We start from the raw sequence: 18,070 nt of genomic DNA, 5'->3' as shown, positions 1-18,070 counted from the left end.
GCTTGGCCTCGCACCGATGCCCGCGTGGGCGGCAAAGGGCGGGCCTGGGTCGGCCTAATGTCGTGAGGGGGCCGCGTCCGGCATCGGCTGTGCGGGCACATGCATGACGGTGCGCGTCGGGAACGGGAGCGAGCAACCCACGGCCTCGACCGTTTCCTTGACGTTGCGCTGGAGATCCCAGTAGAGGCTCCAGTAGTTGCCCAGCAGCGACCACACCCGCACGTTCACGATCACGGCGCTGTCGCTGACCTGTTTGACCATGACTTCCGGTACCGGTTTGTCGAGCACTCGCACATCGTCTGCCACGTGGGTGCGCAGCGCGGTGATGGCGGCGTCCAGATCGTCGTCGAGCGCGATGCCCACGGTGACCTCCATCCGACGCGTGGCGTTGCGGCTGAAGTTCGTGATCGGCTGGCCCCAGATCTGGTTGTTCGGCACGCAGACATAGATACCATCGGCATTCGTGAGGGTGGTGGTGAACAGGCCGATCTCGTCGACCGTGCCGGCCACCGACGCACCGGCCGTGATGTAGTCGCCGTTACGGAACGGTCGCAGCACCAGCAGCATCGTGCCCGCCGCGATGTTCTGCAACGTCCCCTGCAGGGCCAGGCCGATGGCCAGGCCTGCCGCACCCAGCACCGCGATGATGCTGGCCGTCTGCACACCAAACTGCGCCAGCACCGCGACGAGCGTGATGATGCGCACTGACCACAGCACGACCGACTCGATAAGCGGTTTGAGCGTTGCGTCGAAGTGCGGCGAACGGCCTAACGCTTTACGCACAAAGCGCGCCAAGCGCTTTGCGACCCAGAAGCCGATCAGCAAAATCAACACTGCTTGCACGAAAGACAGACCGTAGCGAACGGCATTGGACGCAAGATAGCCCATCACGGCGTCGAAGGACGCGAGCGGGGGAGTGACCTCAGTCATTTGGCGAATCTCCGTGTCGGCGGGCGCTTGAGAGCGCCGATAACAAGATTGACGCGAAGTGTGCGGATTGGTTCGGTCGGCTTGCCGTCGCCCGCGATCGGAGGATCGAGACGCGTCGATGCCAGGACGCGTCTTACGCGCGATTCCGCCGTCGGATGACACGGCACGCCATCCATTGCCCGTGACGTGTCGGCCCCGCGGCTGCTACACTTGACGTCGCCGCTTAGCAGGGAGACCCTCGTTTGATCAATGCCTTCGTCGTCCATCAAGGCCGCCTGCAACAGGTGACGTGTGACCACCCCAGCGACCTGGCCAGCGTCTCGCCGGTCTGGGTCGATTTGCACAGCGAATCGGAAGCGGAGCGTCGCTGGGTCGAGGAGGCCTACCACGTCAAGCTGCCGTCACGCGACGAAGTGACCGACATCGAGGCGTCGGCCCGCTATTACGAAGACGATGGTGGCGTGCTGCACATCCGCACCGATTTCCTGCTCGACGATGAAGAGCAATCGCGCAACGTGCCGGTCGCGTTCGTGGTGCTCAAGGACTTGTTGATCTCCATCCACGACGAAGACCTTCCGGTGTTCCGGCTGGTGCGCATGCGCGCGCGCATTCGTCCCGGGTCGGTCCGCGATGCGATGGATGTGCTGCTCGATCTCTACTCCACCGACGCCGAATACTCGGCCGATTCGCTCGAAGGGGTGTACGCCGCGCTCGAAGCGGTGAGCAAGCGAGTGCTTGGCAAGAATCTCACCGATGCAGACGCCGCCAAGGCGCTCGAAAGCATTGCCGCCGAGGAAGATTTGAACGGCCGCATTCGTCGCAATGTGATGGATACGCGCCGAGCGGTTTCATTTCTCATGCGGGCCCGGATGCTCCAGGACGAGCAGTACCAGGAGGGCAAGCAGATCCTGCGTGATATCGAATCGCTCGACAACCATACGGCGTATCTGTTCGACAAGATCAACTTCCTGATGGACGCGACGATCGGCTTCATCAACATCAATCAGAACAAGATCATCAAGATCTTTTCGGTGGCGGCGGTTGCGTTTCTTCCGCCGACGCTGATCGCCAGTATCTACGGCATGAACTTCCAGATGATGCCGGAGCTGCGTTGGGATGTGGGTTATCCGTTCGCCATCGGCCTGATGGTGCTTTCGGCGATTGCGCCGTTCCTGTATTTCCGCCATCGCGGCTGGCTCGATTGAGTGTCGGGTACCGCGCGTGATGGCGATGCGCGGCGGCGGCGTGACGGCCGCGATCGGCGCGCGCCGGAGATGAGGGCGCAGAGCAGGTAAAATGGCGGCCTTGCTGGAAGGAATCAGCGTCGAATCACCCTCCGTCGGAATATCGCCGCCGGAACCCCGCCGGAACTCCGTCATGACATTCACCGAAGTACTCAACGCTGCCTGGACGCGCAACCATTCTCTGCTGTGCGTGGGCCTGGATCCCGAGCCGTCGCGCATCCCTGCGCATCTGAAAGCGCAGCCGGACGCGATTTTCGAATTCTGCCGCCAGATCGTGGATGCTACCGCGTCCTACGCGTGTGCATTCAAGCCGCAAATCGCCTACTTCGCCGCGCATCGCGCCGAGGATCAGCTCGAGCGGCTGATCGCGCACATCCACGCCGATCATCCGGGCCTGCCGGTGATTCTGGACGCCAAGCGTGGCGACATTGGCAGCACTGCCGAGCAGTATGCGCGCGAAGCGTTCGAGCGCTATCGCGCCGACGCCGTGACCGTGAATCCGTATATGGGCTTCGATTCACTGGAGCCGTATCTGGCGCACGCCGACAAGGGCGTCATCGTGCTGTGCCGTACATCGAACCCGGGCGGCAGCGATCTGCAATTCCTCGATGTCGATGGCAAGCCGCTGTATCAGACGGTGGCGCGTCTGGCCGCGGGGCGGTGGAATACGAGTGGTCAGATCGGCCTGGTGGTCGGCGCGACGTTCCCGGCAGAGATCGCCGCCGTGCGCAGCATTGTTGGCGACATGCCGCTGCTGATTCCTGGCGTGGGCGCCCAGGGCGGCGACGTCGAAGCGACGGTCAAGGCGGGTCGCACCGCGAACGGCACGGGCATGATGATCAACTCGTCGCGTGCCATTATCTACGCGGGTCGCGACGAGCACTTCGCGGCGGCGGCGGCAACCGCTGCGCAGAATACACGCGACAGCATCAACGCCTATCGCTGAACGGCCCGCGTGCCGATGCGCGGATCGTCGTCATGCGACGCCACGCAGGTGGCCGCCGGTCGTCGCCGGTGATGCTTACGCCTCGGCCTTGTCGAGGAAATCGATGACGCCGCGCAACGCGTATTGCGCGGCCTGACTGCGCACCTGCGTGCGGTCCCCCTTGAAGCGCTTCGTCTCGACGAGGGTCGTGACGCGGTTGCTCCACGCGAAGCACACCATGCCCACCGGCTTCTCCGGCGTACCCCCGCCGGGGCCCGCCACGCCGGTGATCGACAGCGAGATCTGCGCACGACTGTTCAGCAGTGCACCCTCGGCCATGGCGCGAGCCACGGGTTCGCTCACGGCGCCGTGCTTGTCGATCAGGTCGGGCGGAACGCCGATCATCTCGGACTTGGCTTGATTCGAGTAAGTCACAAAACCGCGCTCGAACCATTGGCTGCTGCCGGAGATGTCGGTGATCGCCGCTGCGACAAGACCACCGGTGCACGACTCGGCGGTCGTCAGCATCAACCGTCCGTCACGCAGACGATTGCCGACTTTGACCGACAGTTGGGCCAGCAAATTTTGTTCGGAGACCACGGGACGATGCCTTCAATAAGTCGTTATCAGATCGAGCGCCAGAGCGCAATCACGAGCAACGTGCAAAAGGCGGCGACCAGATCGTCCAGCATGATGCCGAGGCCACCCTTGACCGTGCGGTCGAAATAACGGATCGGCGGCGGCTTGACGGCATCGAAGAAGCGGAACAGCACGAATGCCACCAGTTGGCCGACGAAACTCGCCGGGGTAATGAGCAGCAGCACGATCCAGAATGCGACGATCTCGTCCCAGACGACGGGGCTCGGATCCGGCGTGCCAAGCTTGCGCGCCGTATAGGCGCAGATCCAGATGCCGCCAATGATGGACGCCGCGATCAACACGCCCCAGCCGGTGACCGTTAGGTACAGATTGAGCACCAGGTACGACGCCCAGCCGAAAAGCGTGCCCACCGTGCCCGGCGCGAACGCCGACAGGCCCGTGCCGAAGCCGAGCGAAAGCAGGTGGGCGGGGTGCGACAGCAGGAAACGCGAGTTCGGCCGGCGCGGGCCGCTGCCCGAGTTGACGGCGGCCGTGTGATCAGTGCTCATTGGAAATGGTCGAAACTTTTGAAGTCGGCAGCGACGGACGCGCCGGTCTTGTCATGGAGGTGTAACCGTGTGCGGCGCGCGTCGGGAAGCGCTATTGTACCGATACGCGTGACGCGTATGCCGAGTTCGTTGCCGATCGCCTCGATTCGCGGCCGTTGCGCGCTGCCGGCGCAGAAGCACAGTTGATAGTCGTCTCCACCCGCCAGCGCGCACATTCGTTGAATCGCGGGCGTTTGTGCGGCCAGCAAGGCGGAGCGCGGCACGTCGTCGACGTTCACCCGCGCGCTCATGCTCGAGCGTTCCAGGATATGGCCGAGGTCGCCCAGCAACCCATCCGAGACGTCGAGGGCGGCGCGAGCCACGCCACGCAGCGCCAGTCCGAGCGTCACCTGCGGCTCGGGCCAGTCCAGGGCGCGGCGCGCGAGCGCGAGATCGCCGTCCGACAATGTCCATTCACCACGTATCGCGCCGAGCGCCAGCCGGGCATCGCCGAGGGTGCCGGAGACCCAGATGTCATCGCCAGGTTGTGCGGCATCGCGGCGCAAGGCCTGGGCGCCGGGCACGCTGCCGAAGATGGTCACGCAGAGGTTGCGCGGCCCGCGCGTGGTGTCCCCGCCGACCAGCGGGCACGCGTAGCGGTCGGCCAGTGCCGCGAGGCCCTCGGCGAAGGGCGAGAGCCAGGCCGGCTGACTGTCGGGCAAGGCGATCGCCAGTGTGAATCCCAGCGGCCGCGCGCCCATGGCCGCGAGATCCGACAGATTGACGGCGAGCGTTTTGTGACCGAGTGCACGCGGATCGACGTCGGCAAAGAAGTGGCGACCCTCCACAAGCATGTCGGTCGAGATTGCGAGCTGCTCACCGGCGGGGGGGCGCAGCAGGGCGCAGTCGTCGCCGATGCCGAGCGTCACGTGCTCGCCCTCGCGCGTCGCGTGGGCGAAGAAGCGGTCGATCAGCGCGAACTCGGACAGCGGCGATGTCGAAGAGGATGTCGGGGTCATGAGCAACGGTGCGGTTGCCGGCCTTGGTCGGGCGCATCGCGTTGCGGGACTACTGCGGTGCAACGCGCGACGTCAAGTGACATTAGGCGGTGGGCAATGAACAAAGGGCTGCGGTGATGCACAGGCAAGCCCCTATTCTAAGAGGCGGCCCCGGCTTTCCCAAGCAGACAACGTGGAGATGCCCCGAATTCGGTCGGATTCTCATGCCCGTCTCGGATCGCTCCTTGGCTAAAGGACATCCACGGTCCGAAAACGCGGGCGATGGTGCAACGCAGCGTTGAACTTCCCCGGATTTTTGGCCACTATCGGCGAGGAAGCCGTACCGCACAGATGTCGCCCCTATCCGCCTTATGCATCAATGGCGTGAATAAATGGGGCTACAATTTGCCCTGAAAGTCTGACCCCATCCTGTTCGCCAAGAGCCTTCCCTCATGCCCACGCCGATCGATCCGAAACTGCGCGAAGCTGCGCTCGAGTATCACGAATTCCCCACCCCCGGCAAAATTGCCATCGCGCCGACCAAGCAGTTGCTCAACCAGCGCGATCTGGCACTGGCATATTCGCCGGGCGTTGCGGCCGCGTGTGAGGAGATTGTCGTCGACCCGCTCAATGCGTCGCGCTACACGGCGCGTGGCAATCTGGTTGGCGTGATCACGAACGGCACAGCCGTGCTCGGTCTGGGCGATATCGGCCCGCTGGCATCGAAGCCGGTGATGGAAGGCAAGGGCGTGCTGTTCAAGAAATTCGCCAATATCGACGTCTTCGATATCGAAATCGCCGAGAAAGACCCCGAAAAGCTCGTCGACATCATCGCGGCGCTCGAACCGACCTTCGGTGCCATCAACCTCGAAGACATCAAGGCGCCCGAGTGCTTCATCGTGGAGCGCAAGTTGCGCGAACGCATGAAGATTCCGGTCTTCCATGACGATCAGCACGGCACGGCCATCGTGGTTGCCGCAGCGCTGATCAACGGCCTGAAGGTCGTCGGCAAGGACCTGAAGTCCGTGAAGGTGGTGACGTCCGGGGCAGGCGCTGCCGCACTCGCATGCCTGGACCTGCTCGTCGACATGGGGCTATCCATCGAGAACATCTGGGTGACGGACCTGGCGGGGGTGGTGTACGAGGGCCGCACCGAACTGATGGACCCGGAGAAGATCCGTTTCTCGCAGAAGACCGACGCGCGCGGGCTGGCCGAGGTAATCGGCGGCGCCGACGTGTTTCTCGGGCTGTCGGCAGCAGGCGTGCTGAAGCCGGAAATGGTCAAGACGATGGCCGACAACCCCCTGATCTTCGCGCTGGCCAACCCGAATCCGGAAATCACGCCCGAACTCGCAAAGGAAGTGCGTCCGGATTGCGTGATGGCAACGGGCCGCACCGACTACCCGAATCAGGTCAACAACGTCCTTTGCTTCCCGTTCATCTTCCGTGGTGCCATCGATGTCGGTGCCACGACGATCACGCGCTCGATGGAAATCGCCGCGGTGAATGCGCTGGCGGAATTGGCGCGTCAGGAGCAGAGCGATATCGTGGCGTCCGCCTACGGGATCAAGAACCTGTCGTTCGGCCCCGACTACCTGATTCCAAAGCCGTTCGATCCGCGTCTGCTGGTGAAGGTCGCCACTGCCGTGGCCGAAGCGGCGATGGCCGCCGGTGTCGCCACCCGTCCGCTCGCGGATGTGGATGCCTACGCGCAGTCGCTCCAGCAGTTCGTGTACCACAGCGGTAGCCTGATGAAGCCGCTGTTCTCGGTGGCGCGCAGCGTGTCGGCCAACCGGAAGCGCATCGCGTTCGCCGAGGGCGAAGAGGAGCGCGTGCTGCGTGCCGTGCAGGTGCTCGTGGACGAACGTGTCGCCACGCCGATCCTGGTCGGGCGCCCCGCCGTGATCGAACACCGCATTGAGCAATATGGCCTTCGCCTGACGCCGGGCGTCGACTTCACGGTCGTCAACCCGGAGCACGATGAGCGCTATCGCGATTACTGGGAAACGTATCACCAGTTGACCAACCGCAAGGGTGTCACGGCGTCGTACGCGCGTGTCGAGATGCGCCGGCGCACGACCCTGATTGCCGCCATGTTGGTCCGCAAGGGCGAAGCCGACGGCATGATCTGCGGCACGGTGTCGACCCCGGGTCGCCACCTGCACTTCATTGATCGCGTGATTGGCAAGCGTGCGGGCGGGCACGTCTATGCGGCGATGAATGCGCTGATCTTGCCGAATCGGCAGATTTTCCTGGTCGATACACACATCAATCAAGATCCGAGCGCCGAGGAACTGGCCGAAATCACGCGAATGGCGGCCGATGAGATTCGCCGCTTCGGCATCCAGCCGAAAGTGGCTTTGCTGTCGCACTCGAACTTCGGCACGAGCGATGCCGCCTGTGCGCGCAAAATGCGCGAAACGTTGGCGATCCTGCAAGAACGTGCGCCCGATCTGGAGGTCGATGGCGAAATGCACGGCGATTGCGCACTCGATCCTGAACTGCGCGCGCGCATCATGCCGGAATCGACGCTCACCGGCGCGGCGAACCTGCTCGTCATGCCGAATATTGATGCCGCGAACATCGCCTACAACCTGCTCAAGACGGCGGCGGGCAATAACGTGGCGATCGGGCCGATCCTGCTGGGGGCTGCGAAGCCGGTCCATATCCTGACCGAATCGGCCACGGTGCGGCGCATCATTAATATGGTCGCGCTGGTGGTGGCCGATGCGGCAGCGCAACAACCGGCGCGCTGATCTCTCGCGAACGCGCGGCGGTTCGCCTCCGTTTGCCACACGTTAACGACAAATCGCCGCACCCTTTCGGGGCGGCGATTTGCGATTCCGGCGGTGCATTCTGCTCGTCACACGCGTCAATGTGTGCGCTCACTATCGAAAAAACCTTTTATTTTCAAGAATTTGCCGACTTGTTTCGTTGCAAAATGTAAGCCGACATTGATTCTCGGGACCAATAGCGATAACCTTACGGCTTCAACCACCAGAACAAGCCCGCGGCGCAATACGGCGTCGGGCGACAGGCGAGCTATGACCATGGCACGTTGGCTTCACCGGAGCATCGTGGCGCTGACGGCGGCTGGCAGTGTGTTTCTGTGGTCCAATGCCGTGGCGCGCGACACCGCGCCATCCGTCACGGATTCCACGGTAACGGTGGTCGTTGCCGCGTTGCCTCGCGAAGCGCAGCGCACGCTGACGTTGATTGCCCAGGGCGGGCCGTTCCCCTACGCCAAGGATGGCGTCGTGTTCGGGAATTACGAAAAGCGTCTGCCCAAAATGTGGCGAGGCTATTACCATGAATACACGGTGCCGACGCCTGGTGCCCGCAATCGGGGTGCCAGGCGCATTATCTGTGGCGGTGATCAGCGGACGGTCGATCCTTGTTATTACACCCAAGATCACTACAACAGCTTTAGACGAATAAGGGAATGACAGCAGTATGAGTGAGCCGGTTTTCGCACAGGAACGCGGGAAAGATCGTATGGCAGATCCATTCGGTGCGGGCGAGGGCAACTTGTTCAAGCAGGTGCTGGGCCTGCATGCTGTCGCGCGGGGCGGCCGCCGCCATACCTTATCGGAAGAGGGAGATATGAGTCTTTTCAAGACCGTCAGGCCGAATATCGTGCAGTCGATCCGCGCATTCCGCGTGCCGGAATTGGCCGCGGAGGCCGAACGACTCGGGCAGCACTTCCTTTATGCCAATTGTTCGCAGGCGCAGAGCAAGGCCGAGGTGCTGGAGACGATCGCCACGTCATTCCTGTTTCCCAAGCATTTCGGGAAGAATTACGACGCCTTGCATGATTGCTTGACCGATCTGGTGCATCACGCCGGCCCGCAACCCGGTTTCGTTGTCGTGCTGGAGGGATTGCCGGTGGTGACGAAGTTCGACAAGGATGGTCGTGAAACCCTGCTCGACGTATTCCGCGATGCCGCGGAGTTCTGGGCGGAGCGCCGTATCACTTTCCGCGTCTTCTACTCGTTTGCCTGACCGCGTGCGGCTTCGATCGGCAGTGAGCGACCCCGGAAGTGTCGTCTGACAGCGCTGACGTTGCTCCGACCCATGCCAGCATGACGTCGTCCCCGATGAAAAAGGTCCGCAGTGCGGACCTTTTTACATTTCCATACGGAGACTGTCGGATTCCCCGATGAATGCGCCGGCGAACGGCCCTCAACTGGTTCGACCGCCGAGGAATTGCTGGGCGAGACTCGCCAGGTCGAGATGGCCTTGCGGCAGGTCGCCGGCAGGCGTGAGATGGTTGACCACGTCCGGCAGCAGCGACGACAGTTGTTGCGCTGCCTCATCCTGGCTCACGCCCGCCGAATTGGCCAATTGCTGCAGATGTCCTCCGGGGCCAAGCGCCTGCGTCACCTGATCGGCTGACACCGGCTGATTGCTTCCGGTGCCGACCCACGAACGCATGGCGTCGCCCAGGCCGCCGTTTTCCAGCACCTGCGCCAGTCCGCCCAGTCCACCAAGCGCACCGACCAAGTCGCCAGGCGAGGCCGCGGGCGTGCCCGCGTCAGCTTGCTGCGGCGCCTGCCCTCCACCCAGCAGTCCCCCCAGCAGACCGCCAAGACCGCCGGCACCGCTGCCCGCCGCCGCGCCACCGCCCAGCATTCCGCCGAGTGCGCCACCCAGCGAGCCAAGCACGTCGCCGCCTGGGGCGCCCTGGCCCTGTGCGTTGCCGGAGCGACTGGCGATCATCGCCAGTAAGCCCATCATCAGCAACATCTTGGTATTGCCGCCGCTACCGTCACCGGCCGGATTGCCGGATATGCCGCCGAGAATGGAATCGAGGATACCCATGTGGATGACTCCTTTAGGCTAGTGAGGCCAATTTTCGAAGCGTCGAGGCTTACCAACCACCCCAGCGCGCAGCCAACGCCGCGAGTACCGCGATACCCGCCGTTTCAGTTCGGAGGATGCGTTCGCCCAGCCGAATTGCCGTAAAACCCGTCTCCCGCGCGAGGGCTTCTTCGTGCGGTGCCAGTCCACCCTCCGGACCGAAAAGCAAAACGCCCGGCTGAGACGGGGCGTTCAGCGGTAGCGCGTCGAAGCCGCTGTCCGCTCTAGGTGACAATAGCACACGCCATCCATCGTCTGTCACCGCGCTCTGCTCGCGCAGCCACGCGACGATCGGGCGAATCGGCAGGATGCGCGGCACGCGATTTCGTCCGCATTGCTCGCAGGCAGCCTGCGCGAGCGCCTGCCAATGCGCGACGCGCTTCGCTGCACGTTCACCGTCGAGTCGGATCACCGAGCGCTCGGTGATCAGCGGCTGAATCTCCGTCACGCCCAGTTCGATAGCCTTTTCAATCAGCCAGTCCATCTTGTCGCCGCCGGCGATGCCTTGCGCCAGGGTGATGCGATACGGCGTCTCCACCTCGCGTGGCTCCCGGTCGCCGAGCTGCGCCGTGGCGTGGCGCTTTTCCAGCGTCGTGAGCACGGCCGGATACTGGCCGCCGGTGCCGTCGAAAAACGTGAGCGCGTCGCCCGTCTTCAGGCGCAATACCTGAGCGTGACGAACTACGGTCTCGGGGAGATCCAGCAGTGCGCCAGCGTGCAGTGGCACATCGATAAAAAAGCGAGGCATACGGACGGAAGAGGAAGGAGGCTGTCGGGCGTGGCGCCGGGGACAGAAGCATACCCCAACGCCTGAGGGGGCGGGCTCAGCCTCGCGGAGCGACGGGACGTGCGAAGCCCCAGCGATAGCCGTCCGGGTCTTCCAGTTGGCAAAAGCGATCCCCCCAGAACTGGTCGCTTGGCGGTGTCAGCGCCTTGGCCCCGGCGGCGATCGCCTGCGCATACAGCGCGTCGACGTCTTCCGTGTAGACATAGAAGCTTTGCGGCGCTTCCACGCCCGAGGTGCGCGGCGTACGTGCCGTGCTGGCGAACGCCCCTTCGGGAGCGAACATCACGATCAACTGTCCTTGATAGAACATTTCGACATGCATGACGATGCCGTCGTCGTTCACCATGTCATGCACCATGAAGCCAAACGCCTGCGCATAGAACGTCGCCGCCGCCTTGGCGTCGCGAACGGTCAGATAAGGGGTGAGCCAAGGCACATGGGCGGGGCGAGGATCGGGCATGACAGTGCTCCGGTAGGGCGTCGGCCAGGGGTGACACATGCACGTTTCAACGCACAACTGCACGATCGGGCGGCCGCTGACGGTTGCGATAAGTCTTCAATATACAAGGAACGCGGGCTCGATTCACTTGCCGCGCGTTCCCTCATTGTCGCCCGGTTTCTGCTGATCGCCGAGCACGGCGCTCAGTTCCGGCGGGATGTCGAACAGCATCGCGTGCCGGGCTGGCGAATAGTGGCGAAGGGGGTATCGCGATGACAATGCATGCGTCGCGGCGCTCACGTCGTTGCCGCGCACGTCGAGCGAATCACTGGCGAATGCCAGCGCCCACAGCGTGCCGTACAGCGGCACATACGCGGTCATCGGCTGGACGAATCTGAATACCGTGCGCAGGCTGCGGAGCAGGCGTCCGACTTGATCGGCTTCGAACCATGGCGCCCCGAGTTGCAGGGCAAGACCGCCGCGGGGGCCGAGTAATGCGCGGACTTTGGCGAAGAAGGGGGCGTCGTGCAGCGTAGCCGCTTCGCCGTCGGCATCCGTCAGGTCGAAAATCACGGCGTCGAACGATTCTCCGCGAGCGAGTGCGGCGTCGACGAAATCCCGGGCGTCGCCGATGACAAGCGTGGTGCGCGGATCGTCGAACGCGCCGCCCGCCAACGCCGGCATGTACTGGAGGATTGTTGCAGGCACCTGGGCATCGAGTTCGGCGACGACGACCTCGCGCACGCTAGCATGGCGCAAGGCTTCGTATGCCGAGCCGCCATCGCCCCCGCCAAGCACCAGCACTCGGCGGGCGTTGCCATGCGCGAGCAGTAGCGGATGCACCATGCATTCGTGGCAGATATGCGCGTCGGCGAGCGAGGCCATGAACCGGCCATCGAGCCGGTACGCTCGGCCGAGCGCCCCGAATGCCGGCAAGTCCACGACCTCGATGTGCTGATGGGCCGACGTCGTGGCAAACACGGCATGGGCGGTGAACGTATACGCCGCCCATCGCCCGAGCGGCGCCGTGCAAGGACGCGGTACCGGGCGAGATCGGTCTTCGGTGATGTCACGTTTGGCGGGCATTGGCACGGTAACTTCATTCAATTCGTGGTGATCGCGCCACTTCTTGGCATGATTCCACGTTTCCGTCGATTGGGGAAGTTCGCGGCGAACGACCCGGGCAATGGCCGTATCTGGTAAAATCTCGGACTTTCTCCCGCATTTGAATTTCGAGGCAGCTCGCGACAACGGGGCATGCCCGCTCTTCCGGCTGGTCACCATGACGAACTCCTCTTCTGCTACGGCTGCGCTGATGGCCTCTGCCATTCGCGTCCTCTCGATGGACGCGGTCCAACAGGCCAACTCCGGTCACCCTGGCGCGCCGATGGGCATGGCCGATATCGCGGTCGCCCTGTGGGGCCGTCATCTCAAGCACAACCCCGTCAACCCGCACTGGTTCGATCGCGATCGCTTCGTGCTGTCGAATGGCCACGGCTCGATGCTCATCTATTCGCTGCTGCATCTGACAGGCTATGACCTGCCGATCGACGAGCTGAAGCATTTCCGTCAACTGCACAGCAAGACGCCGGGCCACCCGGAAGTGGGTGTCACGCCGGGCATCGAGACAACCACGGGCCCGCTGGGCCAGGGCATCACCAACGCCGTCGGCTTCGCGCTGGCCGAGGCACTGCTCGCCAAGGAATTCAACCGCCCGGGCAACGACATCGTCGACCACTACACGTACGCGTTTCTCGGCGACGGCTGCCTGATGGAAGGCATCTCGCACGAAGCCTGCTCGCTCGCGGGAACGCTGCGTCTGAACAAACTCATCGCGCTATACGACGACAACGGCATCTCGATCGACGGTGACGTCGAATACTGGTTCGCCGACGACACGCCGAAACGCTTCGAAGCGTATGGCTGGAACGTGATTCGTGCCATTGACGGCCATGATGTCGACGCCATCGACGCCGCCATCGCCCAGGCCAAGACCTCGGATCGTCCGACGCTGATCTGCTGCAAGACGTTGATCGGCAAGGGCGCGCCGAACAAGCAAGGCGGTCACGATGTGCACGGCGCGCCGCTGGGCGCCGATGAAATCGCCGCCACGCGCGCTGCGCTTGGTTGGCACCTGCCGCCGTTCGAGGTGCCGGCCGACGTCTACGCCGCATGGGACGCCAAGGCCGCTGGCCAGCGCGCCGAAGCCGCGTGGAACGAGCGCTTTGCCGCCTACCGCAGCCAGTTCCCGGCAGAGGCCGCCGAGTTTGCGCGTCGCATGAAGGGTGAGCTGCCGGGCGACTTCAAGTCGGCTGCCGCCGCGTTCATCGCCAAGACCAACGAGAAGGGCGAAACGGTCGCCACGCGCAAGGCGTCGCAGCTTGCGATCGAAGGTCTGGCCGCCGTGCTGCCCGAGTTCCTGGGCGGATCGGCTGACCTGACCGGCTCGAACCTGACGAACTGGAAGGCCAGCAAGGCCGTGCGCGCCAACGCAGAGGGCGTGCAGTTCGGCAATCACATCAACTACGGCGTGCGCGAGTTCGGCATGAGCGCCATCATCAACGGCATGGCGCTGCACGGCGGCTACATCCCGTTCGGCGGCACGTTCCTGACGTTCTCGGACTACAGCCGCAACGCGCTGCGCATGGCGGCGCTGATGAAGCTGCGTTCGATCTTCGTGTTTACGCACGATTCGATCGGTCTGGGCGAAGACGGTCCGACGCACCAGTCCATCGAGCATGTCTCGAGCCTGCGCCTGATCCCGCAGATGGACGTGTGGCGTCCGTGCGATACGACGGAGACGGCGGTCGCGTGGGTGGCAGCCGTCGAGCGTCACGATGGCCCGTCGAGCCTGGTGCTCAGCCGTCAGAACCTGCCGTTCGTCTCGCGTGACGATGCGCAGATCGCCGATATCCGTCGGGGTGGCTATGTGCTGCGTGATGTGGCGAATCCGCAGATCGTGCTGATTGCGACGGGTTCGGAAATCGAGTTGGCCCTCAAGGGCGCCGACGCGTTGGCAGCCGAGGGCATTGCGGCGCGCGTCGTTTCGATGCCGTCGGCCAACGTGTTCGACCGTCAGGACAAAGCGTATCGCGAGCGCGTGCTGCCGCGCGGCGTATCGCGTGTGGCGATCGAAGCCGGCGTGACGGCGTATTGGCACAAGTACGTCGGCCTGGAAGGCGGCGTGGTCGGCATCGACACTTTCGGCGAGTCGGCCCCGGCCGGCGTGCTGTTCAAACACTTCGGCTTCACCGTCGACCATGTGGTCGCGACGGTCAAGTCCGTGCTTGGCTGATTTCGTTAGACCTTACGGAGAAACCCCCATGACCATTCGCGTCGCTATCAACGGCTACGGCCGTATCGGCCGCAACGTGCTGCGTGCCCACTACGAAGGTGGCAAGAAGCACGATATCGAAATCGTCGCCATCAACGATCTCGGTAATGCACAAACGAACGCTCACCTGACGCAGTACGACACGGCGCACGGCAAGTTCCCGGGCACGGTGTCGGTGGATGGCGATTTCATGATCGTCAACGGCGACAAGATTCGCGTGCTGGCCAACCGTAACCCGGCCGAACTGCCGTGGGGCGAGCTGGGCGTGGACGTCGTGCTCGAGTGCACGGGCTTCTTCACCACGAAGGAAAAGGCCAGTGCCCACCTGAAGGGCGGCGCGAAGAAGGTCATCATCTCGGCCCCGGGCGGCAAGGATGTGGACGCCACCATCGTGTTCGGCGTGAATGACGGCGTGCTCAAGGCGACCGACACGGTCATCTCGAACGCATCGTGCACCACGAACTGCCTGGCCCCGCTGGTCAAGCCGCTGCACGAGAAGATCGGTCTGGAAACGGGCCTGATGACCACGGTGCACGCCTATACCAATGACCAGGTGTTGACCGACGTCTATCACGAAGACCTGCGTCGTGCGCGCTCGGCCACGATGAGCATGATCCCGACCAAGACCGGTGCGGCGTCGGCTGTCGGTCTGGTGCTGCCGGAACTCAATGGCAAGCTCGACGGTTATGCCATTCGCGTCCCGACGATCAACGTGTCGATCGTCGACCTGTCGTTCGTTGCCAAGCGCGACACGACGGTGGACGAAGTCAACGCGATTCTGAAGGAAGCGGCCGAGGGCTCGCTCAAGGCCATCGCGACGTACAACACGGCACCGCTGGTGTCGGTCGACTTCAACCACAACCCGGCCTCGTCGAACTTCGACGGCACGCTGACCAAGGTGTCGGGCCGTCTGGTGAAGGTCGGCTCGTGGTATGACAACGAGTGGGGCTTCTCGAACCGCATGCTCGACACGACCGTTGCCCTGATGTCGGCGAAGTAATCGCGTTCGACGCCGGTTGTAGAAAAAGCCGCTGTCTCGCGACAGCGGCTTTTTCTTTGGTGCGGACCTTGTGCTGGACGTCGGGGGACTGATGCAACAGCGGTCGTCAATTCGCGTTGTATGTCTCATTCCCATCGACGCAATACGCTTGGTACGCTGCTGGCTTCGATTGCTGCGTCTTTCCGCCGTTCACGGGAGTGCTCGCCCACGATGCGTATTAGCACGCAATACATCGGGGGCAGGGGCTTGGGCGGAATCCCAGAATGTCTTCATCGGAAGACATTCTGCCAGAACAAATTTCAATTCTTTTGGCGATGCGGGCACGGGTCTTTTGTGCAGCTCCCGTACATCGCGAGCGAGTGCTCCTGGAGCGCGAAGCCACGTTCCTTGGCGATCAGTTTCTGACGGCGTTCGATCTCGGCATCGAAGAACTCTTCGACACGCCCGCAGTCGAGGCACACGAGGTGATCGTGATGATGGCCTTCATTGAGTTCGAAAACGGCCTTGCCGGATTCAAAGTTGCTGCGCGACAATAGGCCAGCTTGTTCGAATTGGGTCAGGACACGGTACACCGTAGCCAGGCCGATATCGAGATTCTCGTTGAGCAGGTGACGATAGACGTCTTCAGCGGTTAAGTGGCGCACCTCGCTGTTCTGAAAAATTTCCAGAATTTTGAGGCGCGGAAGCGTGGCTTTCAGTCCGATATTTTTCAGATCGGCGGGATTCGGCATCGCTCTACGTCCCTAGAGTACAATACAGCCCCAATAATAATGCCTTTTTGCCTTGCCCGGGCGCAAACCGGGGCAATCGGGACGGTTTGTGCCGTCAACGGGGGCGATGTGGCGGTGCGCCCGGCGTGCCGGAGTCAAGTTCGATTTTTTTGAAAGCGAGTCAGATTTGCGTCGTTATCTCTCCCTTCCGCTCTCCGTCTGCGCTGCGGCGGCATTCCTGGCCCTGGCCGGTTGCTCGACGTATGACAGCGTGACCGACAAAGTGATCGGCGTGGTCACGCCGTATCGAATCAACATCGTTCAAGGCAACTTCGTTTCGAAAGAAGCCTATGATCAGCTCAAGGCTGGCATGACGCGCGATCAGGTCCGTCAACTGCTCGGCACGCCGCTGCTCGAGGACATCTTCCACGCGAATCGTTGGGACTACGTCTTCTACTTCAAGCGCGGCAACGCGTCGGTGGTGCAAGAGCGCCACCTGAAGGTGTATTTCGACGGCGACACGCTGGCGCGCTGGGAAGGCGGCGAAAATCTGCCGACCGAATACCAGTTGGTGCAGGAAATCGACGGTCAGAAAGGCAAGTCCGTGAAGACCGACGCCCCGGCCCCGTCGACGGCGAGCGCTGCCGCGGCCGAGACCGCCGTACCGACCGCAACGCCGGCCGCGTCCGACGGCGCCACCGTGTCGAGCGCCGCGACGGCAACGAATGCCGCTTCCGAGTCCACCGCCGCGTCCAGCGCGCAGCCCGCCACTGGCGATGGCGCATCGGGCGGCACGACGGCGGCCACGGGGACGGGCCTTGTCCCGTCGCCGCGCGTGACTTCCGGCGGTAGCCTGTTCTCGATGCCCAAGTAAGCTGTCTGAAGGGTCAAGAATTCCATGATGAAGATTGCGATTGCTGGCGCCTCCGGCCGTATGGGGCGGATGCTGATTGAAACCGTGCTGGCGGCCGACGACGCCGAACTGGTCGGTGCCCTAGACCGCGCGGACAGCGCGGCACTGGGCCACGACGCCGGCGCCTTCCTGGGGCGCGAGACGGGCGTCAAGATCACCGCAGATCTGGATGAGGCGCTCGCCAACGCGCAATATCTGATCGACTTTACGCGTCCGGAAGGCACGCTGGCGCATCTGGCCGCCGCCGAAAGGCATGGTGTGAAGATGATCGTCGGCACGACCGGCTTCTCCGACGCCGACAAGGCGCGTCTGGCGGCGGGGGCCGAGCACGTGGCCGTGGTATTTGCGCCGAACATGAGCGTTGGCGTGAATGCCACGTTCAAGCTGCTCGAAGTCGCCGCGAAGATTCTGAACACGGGCTACGATATCGAGATCATCGAGGCGCACCACCGCCACAAGGTCGATGCGCCGTCGGGTACGGCACTGCGCATGGGCGAGGTCGTGGCCGAGGCGTTGGGCCGCGATCTGAAGGAATGCGCCATCTACGGCCGCGAGGGCGTGACCGGCGAGCGCGATCCGTCGACCATCGGTTTTGCGACCGTGCGCGGCGGCGATATCGTCGGCGATCACACGGTGTTGTTTGCCGGCATCGGCGAGCGCATCGAGATCACGCACAAGTCGTCGAGCCGCTTGTCGTATGCGCAAGGCTCGCTGCGTGCTGCCCGTTTCCTCGCGCAACACAAGACTGGCCTGTTCGACATGCAGGACGTATTGGGCCTGCGCTGATTCAGCGTTCGCCTGCG

At 63.4% G+C, this 18,070-nt stretch carries 18 protein-coding genes; 9 read left to right on the top strand and 9 right to left on the bottom strand.

What is annotated here, in order from left to right:
- Positions 1 to 54 precede the first annotated feature (54 nt).
- Positions 55 to 930, bottom strand: coding sequence for a mechanosensitive ion channel family protein (locus PTE31013_RS07235; protein WP_150612106.1), 876 nt, complete (start codon positions 928 to 930; stop codon positions 55 to 57).
- Positions 931 to 1,172: 242 nt separating this feature from the next.
- On the opposite strand from PTE31013_RS07235, the gene corA reads away from it, so the two are divergent.
- Together corA and pyrF are read left to right on the top strand one after the other, a co-directional pair.
- Positions 1,173 to 2,135, top strand: coding sequence for a magnesium/cobalt transporter CorA (gene corA / locus PTE31013_RS07230; RefSeq protein ID WP_150612105.1), 963 nt, complete (start codon positions 1,173 to 1,175; stop codon positions 2,133 to 2,135).
- 172 nt (positions 2,136 to 2,307) lie between these two features.
- Positions 2,308 to 3,120: an orotidine-5'-phosphate decarboxylase gene (pyrF, locus tag PTE31013_RS07225; protein ID WP_150612104.1), complete on the top strand. Its 813-nt coding sequence runs from the start codon at positions 2,308 to 2,310 to the stop codon at positions 3,118 to 3,120.
- Positions 3,121 to 3,195: 75 nt separating this feature from the next.
- Here the strand turns inward: pyrF and PTE31013_RS07220 are convergent, their stop codons facing one another.
- The 3 genes from PTE31013_RS07220 to thiL are packed head-to-tail and all read right to left on the bottom strand — an operon-like array spanning position 3,196 to position 5,245.
- Positions 3,196 to 3,699, bottom strand: coding sequence for a CinA family protein (locus PTE31013_RS07220; RefSeq protein ID WP_150612103.1), 504 nt, complete (start codon positions 3,697 to 3,699; stop codon positions 3,196 to 3,198).
- A gap of 26 nt (positions 3,700 to 3,725) precedes the next feature.
- Positions 3,726 to 4,247 (bottom strand): phosphatidylglycerophosphatase A family protein, encoded by a 522-nt coding sequence (locus PTE31013_RS07215; protein ID WP_150612102.1) that lies wholly within the window; start codon positions 4,245 to 4,247, stop codon positions 3,726 to 3,728.
- On the bottom strand, positions 4,244 to 5,245 hold the full coding sequence (gene thiL / locus PTE31013_RS07210) for a thiamine-phosphate kinase (RefSeq protein WP_150612101.1): 1,002 nt from the start codon (positions 5,243 to 5,245) through the stop codon (positions 4,244 to 4,246). The genes PTE31013_RS07215 and thiL overlap by 4 nt, the downstream gene beginning before the upstream one ends.
- 431 nt (positions 5,246 to 5,676) lie before the next feature.
- Between thiL and PTE31013_RS07205 the strand changes: the two genes are divergently transcribed.
- The 3 genes from PTE31013_RS07205 (at position 5,677) to PTE31013_RS07195 (ending at position 9,226) form a co-directional block, all read left to right on the top strand.
- Positions 5,677 to 7,980 (top strand): NADP-dependent malic enzyme, encoded by a 2,304-nt coding sequence (locus PTE31013_RS07205; protein WP_150612100.1) that lies wholly within the window; start codon positions 5,677 to 5,679, stop codon positions 7,978 to 7,980.
- Between the two features lie 294 nt (positions 7,981 to 8,274).
- Positions 8,275 to 8,670, top strand: coding sequence for a guanyl-specific ribonuclease (locus PTE31013_RS07200; RefSeq protein WP_150612099.1), 396 nt, complete (start codon positions 8,275 to 8,277; stop codon positions 8,668 to 8,670).
- Between the two features lie 7 nt (positions 8,671 to 8,677).
- Positions 8,678 to 9,226 (top strand): barstar family protein, encoded by a 549-nt coding sequence (locus tag PTE31013_RS07195; RefSeq protein WP_150612098.1) that lies wholly within the window; start codon positions 8,678 to 8,680, stop codon positions 9,224 to 9,226.
- Between the two features lie 180 nt (positions 9,227 to 9,406).
- Here the strand turns inward: PTE31013_RS07195 and PTE31013_RS07190 are convergent, their stop codons facing one another.
- The 4 genes from PTE31013_RS07190 to PTE31013_RS07175 form a co-directional block, all read right to left on the bottom strand.
- Positions 9,407 to 10,045, bottom strand: a complete 639-nt coding sequence (locus PTE31013_RS07190) for a YidB family protein (protein WP_150612097.1) — start codon at positions 10,043 to 10,045, stop codon at positions 9,407 to 9,409.
- 49 nt (positions 10,046 to 10,094) lie between these two features.
- Positions 10,095 to 10,832, bottom strand: a complete 738-nt coding sequence (locus PTE31013_RS07185) for a 16S rRNA (uracil(1498)-N(3))-methyltransferase (RefSeq protein ID WP_150612096.1) — start codon at positions 10,830 to 10,832, stop codon at positions 10,095 to 10,097.
- A 76-nt stretch (positions 10,833 to 10,908) separates the two neighbouring features.
- Entirely contained in the window at positions 10,909 to 11,331 is a 423-nt protein-coding gene (locus PTE31013_RS07180) for a VOC family protein (RefSeq protein WP_150612095.1), read from the bottom strand.
- Between the two features lie 123 nt (positions 11,332 to 11,454).
- Positions 11,455 to 12,396: a spermine/spermidine synthase domain-containing protein gene (locus PTE31013_RS07175; RefSeq protein ID WP_174978458.1), complete on the bottom strand. Its 942-nt coding sequence runs from the start codon at positions 12,394 to 12,396 to the stop codon at positions 11,455 to 11,457.
- 196 nt (positions 12,397 to 12,592) lie between these two features.
- Between PTE31013_RS07175 and tkt the strand changes: the two genes are divergently transcribed.
- On the top strand, positions 12,593 to 14,605 hold the full coding sequence (tkt, locus tag PTE31013_RS07170; protein WP_150612093.1) for a transketolase: 2,013 nt from the start codon (positions 12,593 to 12,595) through the stop codon (positions 14,603 to 14,605).
- Positions 14,606 to 14,633: 28 nt separating this feature from the next.
- On the top strand, positions 14,634 to 15,644 hold the full coding sequence (gene gap, locus PTE31013_RS07165; RefSeq protein ID WP_150612092.1) for a type I glyceraldehyde-3-phosphate dehydrogenase: 1,011 nt from the start codon (positions 14,634 to 14,636) through the stop codon (positions 15,642 to 15,644).
- 299 nt (positions 15,645 to 15,943) lie between these two features.
- On the opposite strand, the gene fur is transcribed toward gap, so the two are convergent.
- Positions 15,944 to 16,375, bottom strand: a complete 432-nt coding sequence (gene fur / locus PTE31013_RS07160) for a ferric iron uptake transcriptional regulator (protein ID WP_150587926.1) — start codon at positions 16,373 to 16,375, stop codon at positions 15,944 to 15,946.
- 166 nt (positions 16,376 to 16,541) lie between these two features.
- On the opposite strand from fur, the gene PTE31013_RS07155 reads away from it, so the two are divergent.
- On the top strand, positions 16,542 to 17,228 hold the full coding sequence (locus PTE31013_RS07155; protein WP_246173929.1) for an outer membrane protein assembly factor BamE: 687 nt from the start codon (positions 16,542 to 16,544) through the stop codon (positions 17,226 to 17,228).
- A gap of 27 nt (positions 17,229 to 17,255) precedes the next feature.
- Positions 17,256 to 18,053: a 4-hydroxy-tetrahydrodipicolinate reductase gene (dapB, locus tag PTE31013_RS07150; protein WP_150612226.1), complete on the top strand. Its 798-nt coding sequence runs from the start codon at positions 17,256 to 17,258 to the stop codon at positions 18,051 to 18,053.
- Positions 18,054 to 18,070: the final 17 nt, after the last annotated feature.

The sequence above is a fragment of the Pandoraea terrigena genome (assembly GCF_902459705.1).
GTDB classification, from domain to species: domain Bacteria; phylum Pseudomonadota; class Gammaproteobacteria; order Burkholderiales; family Burkholderiaceae; genus Pandoraea; species Pandoraea terrigena.
This window is presented reverse-complemented; position numbering and strand designations above follow the sequence as displayed.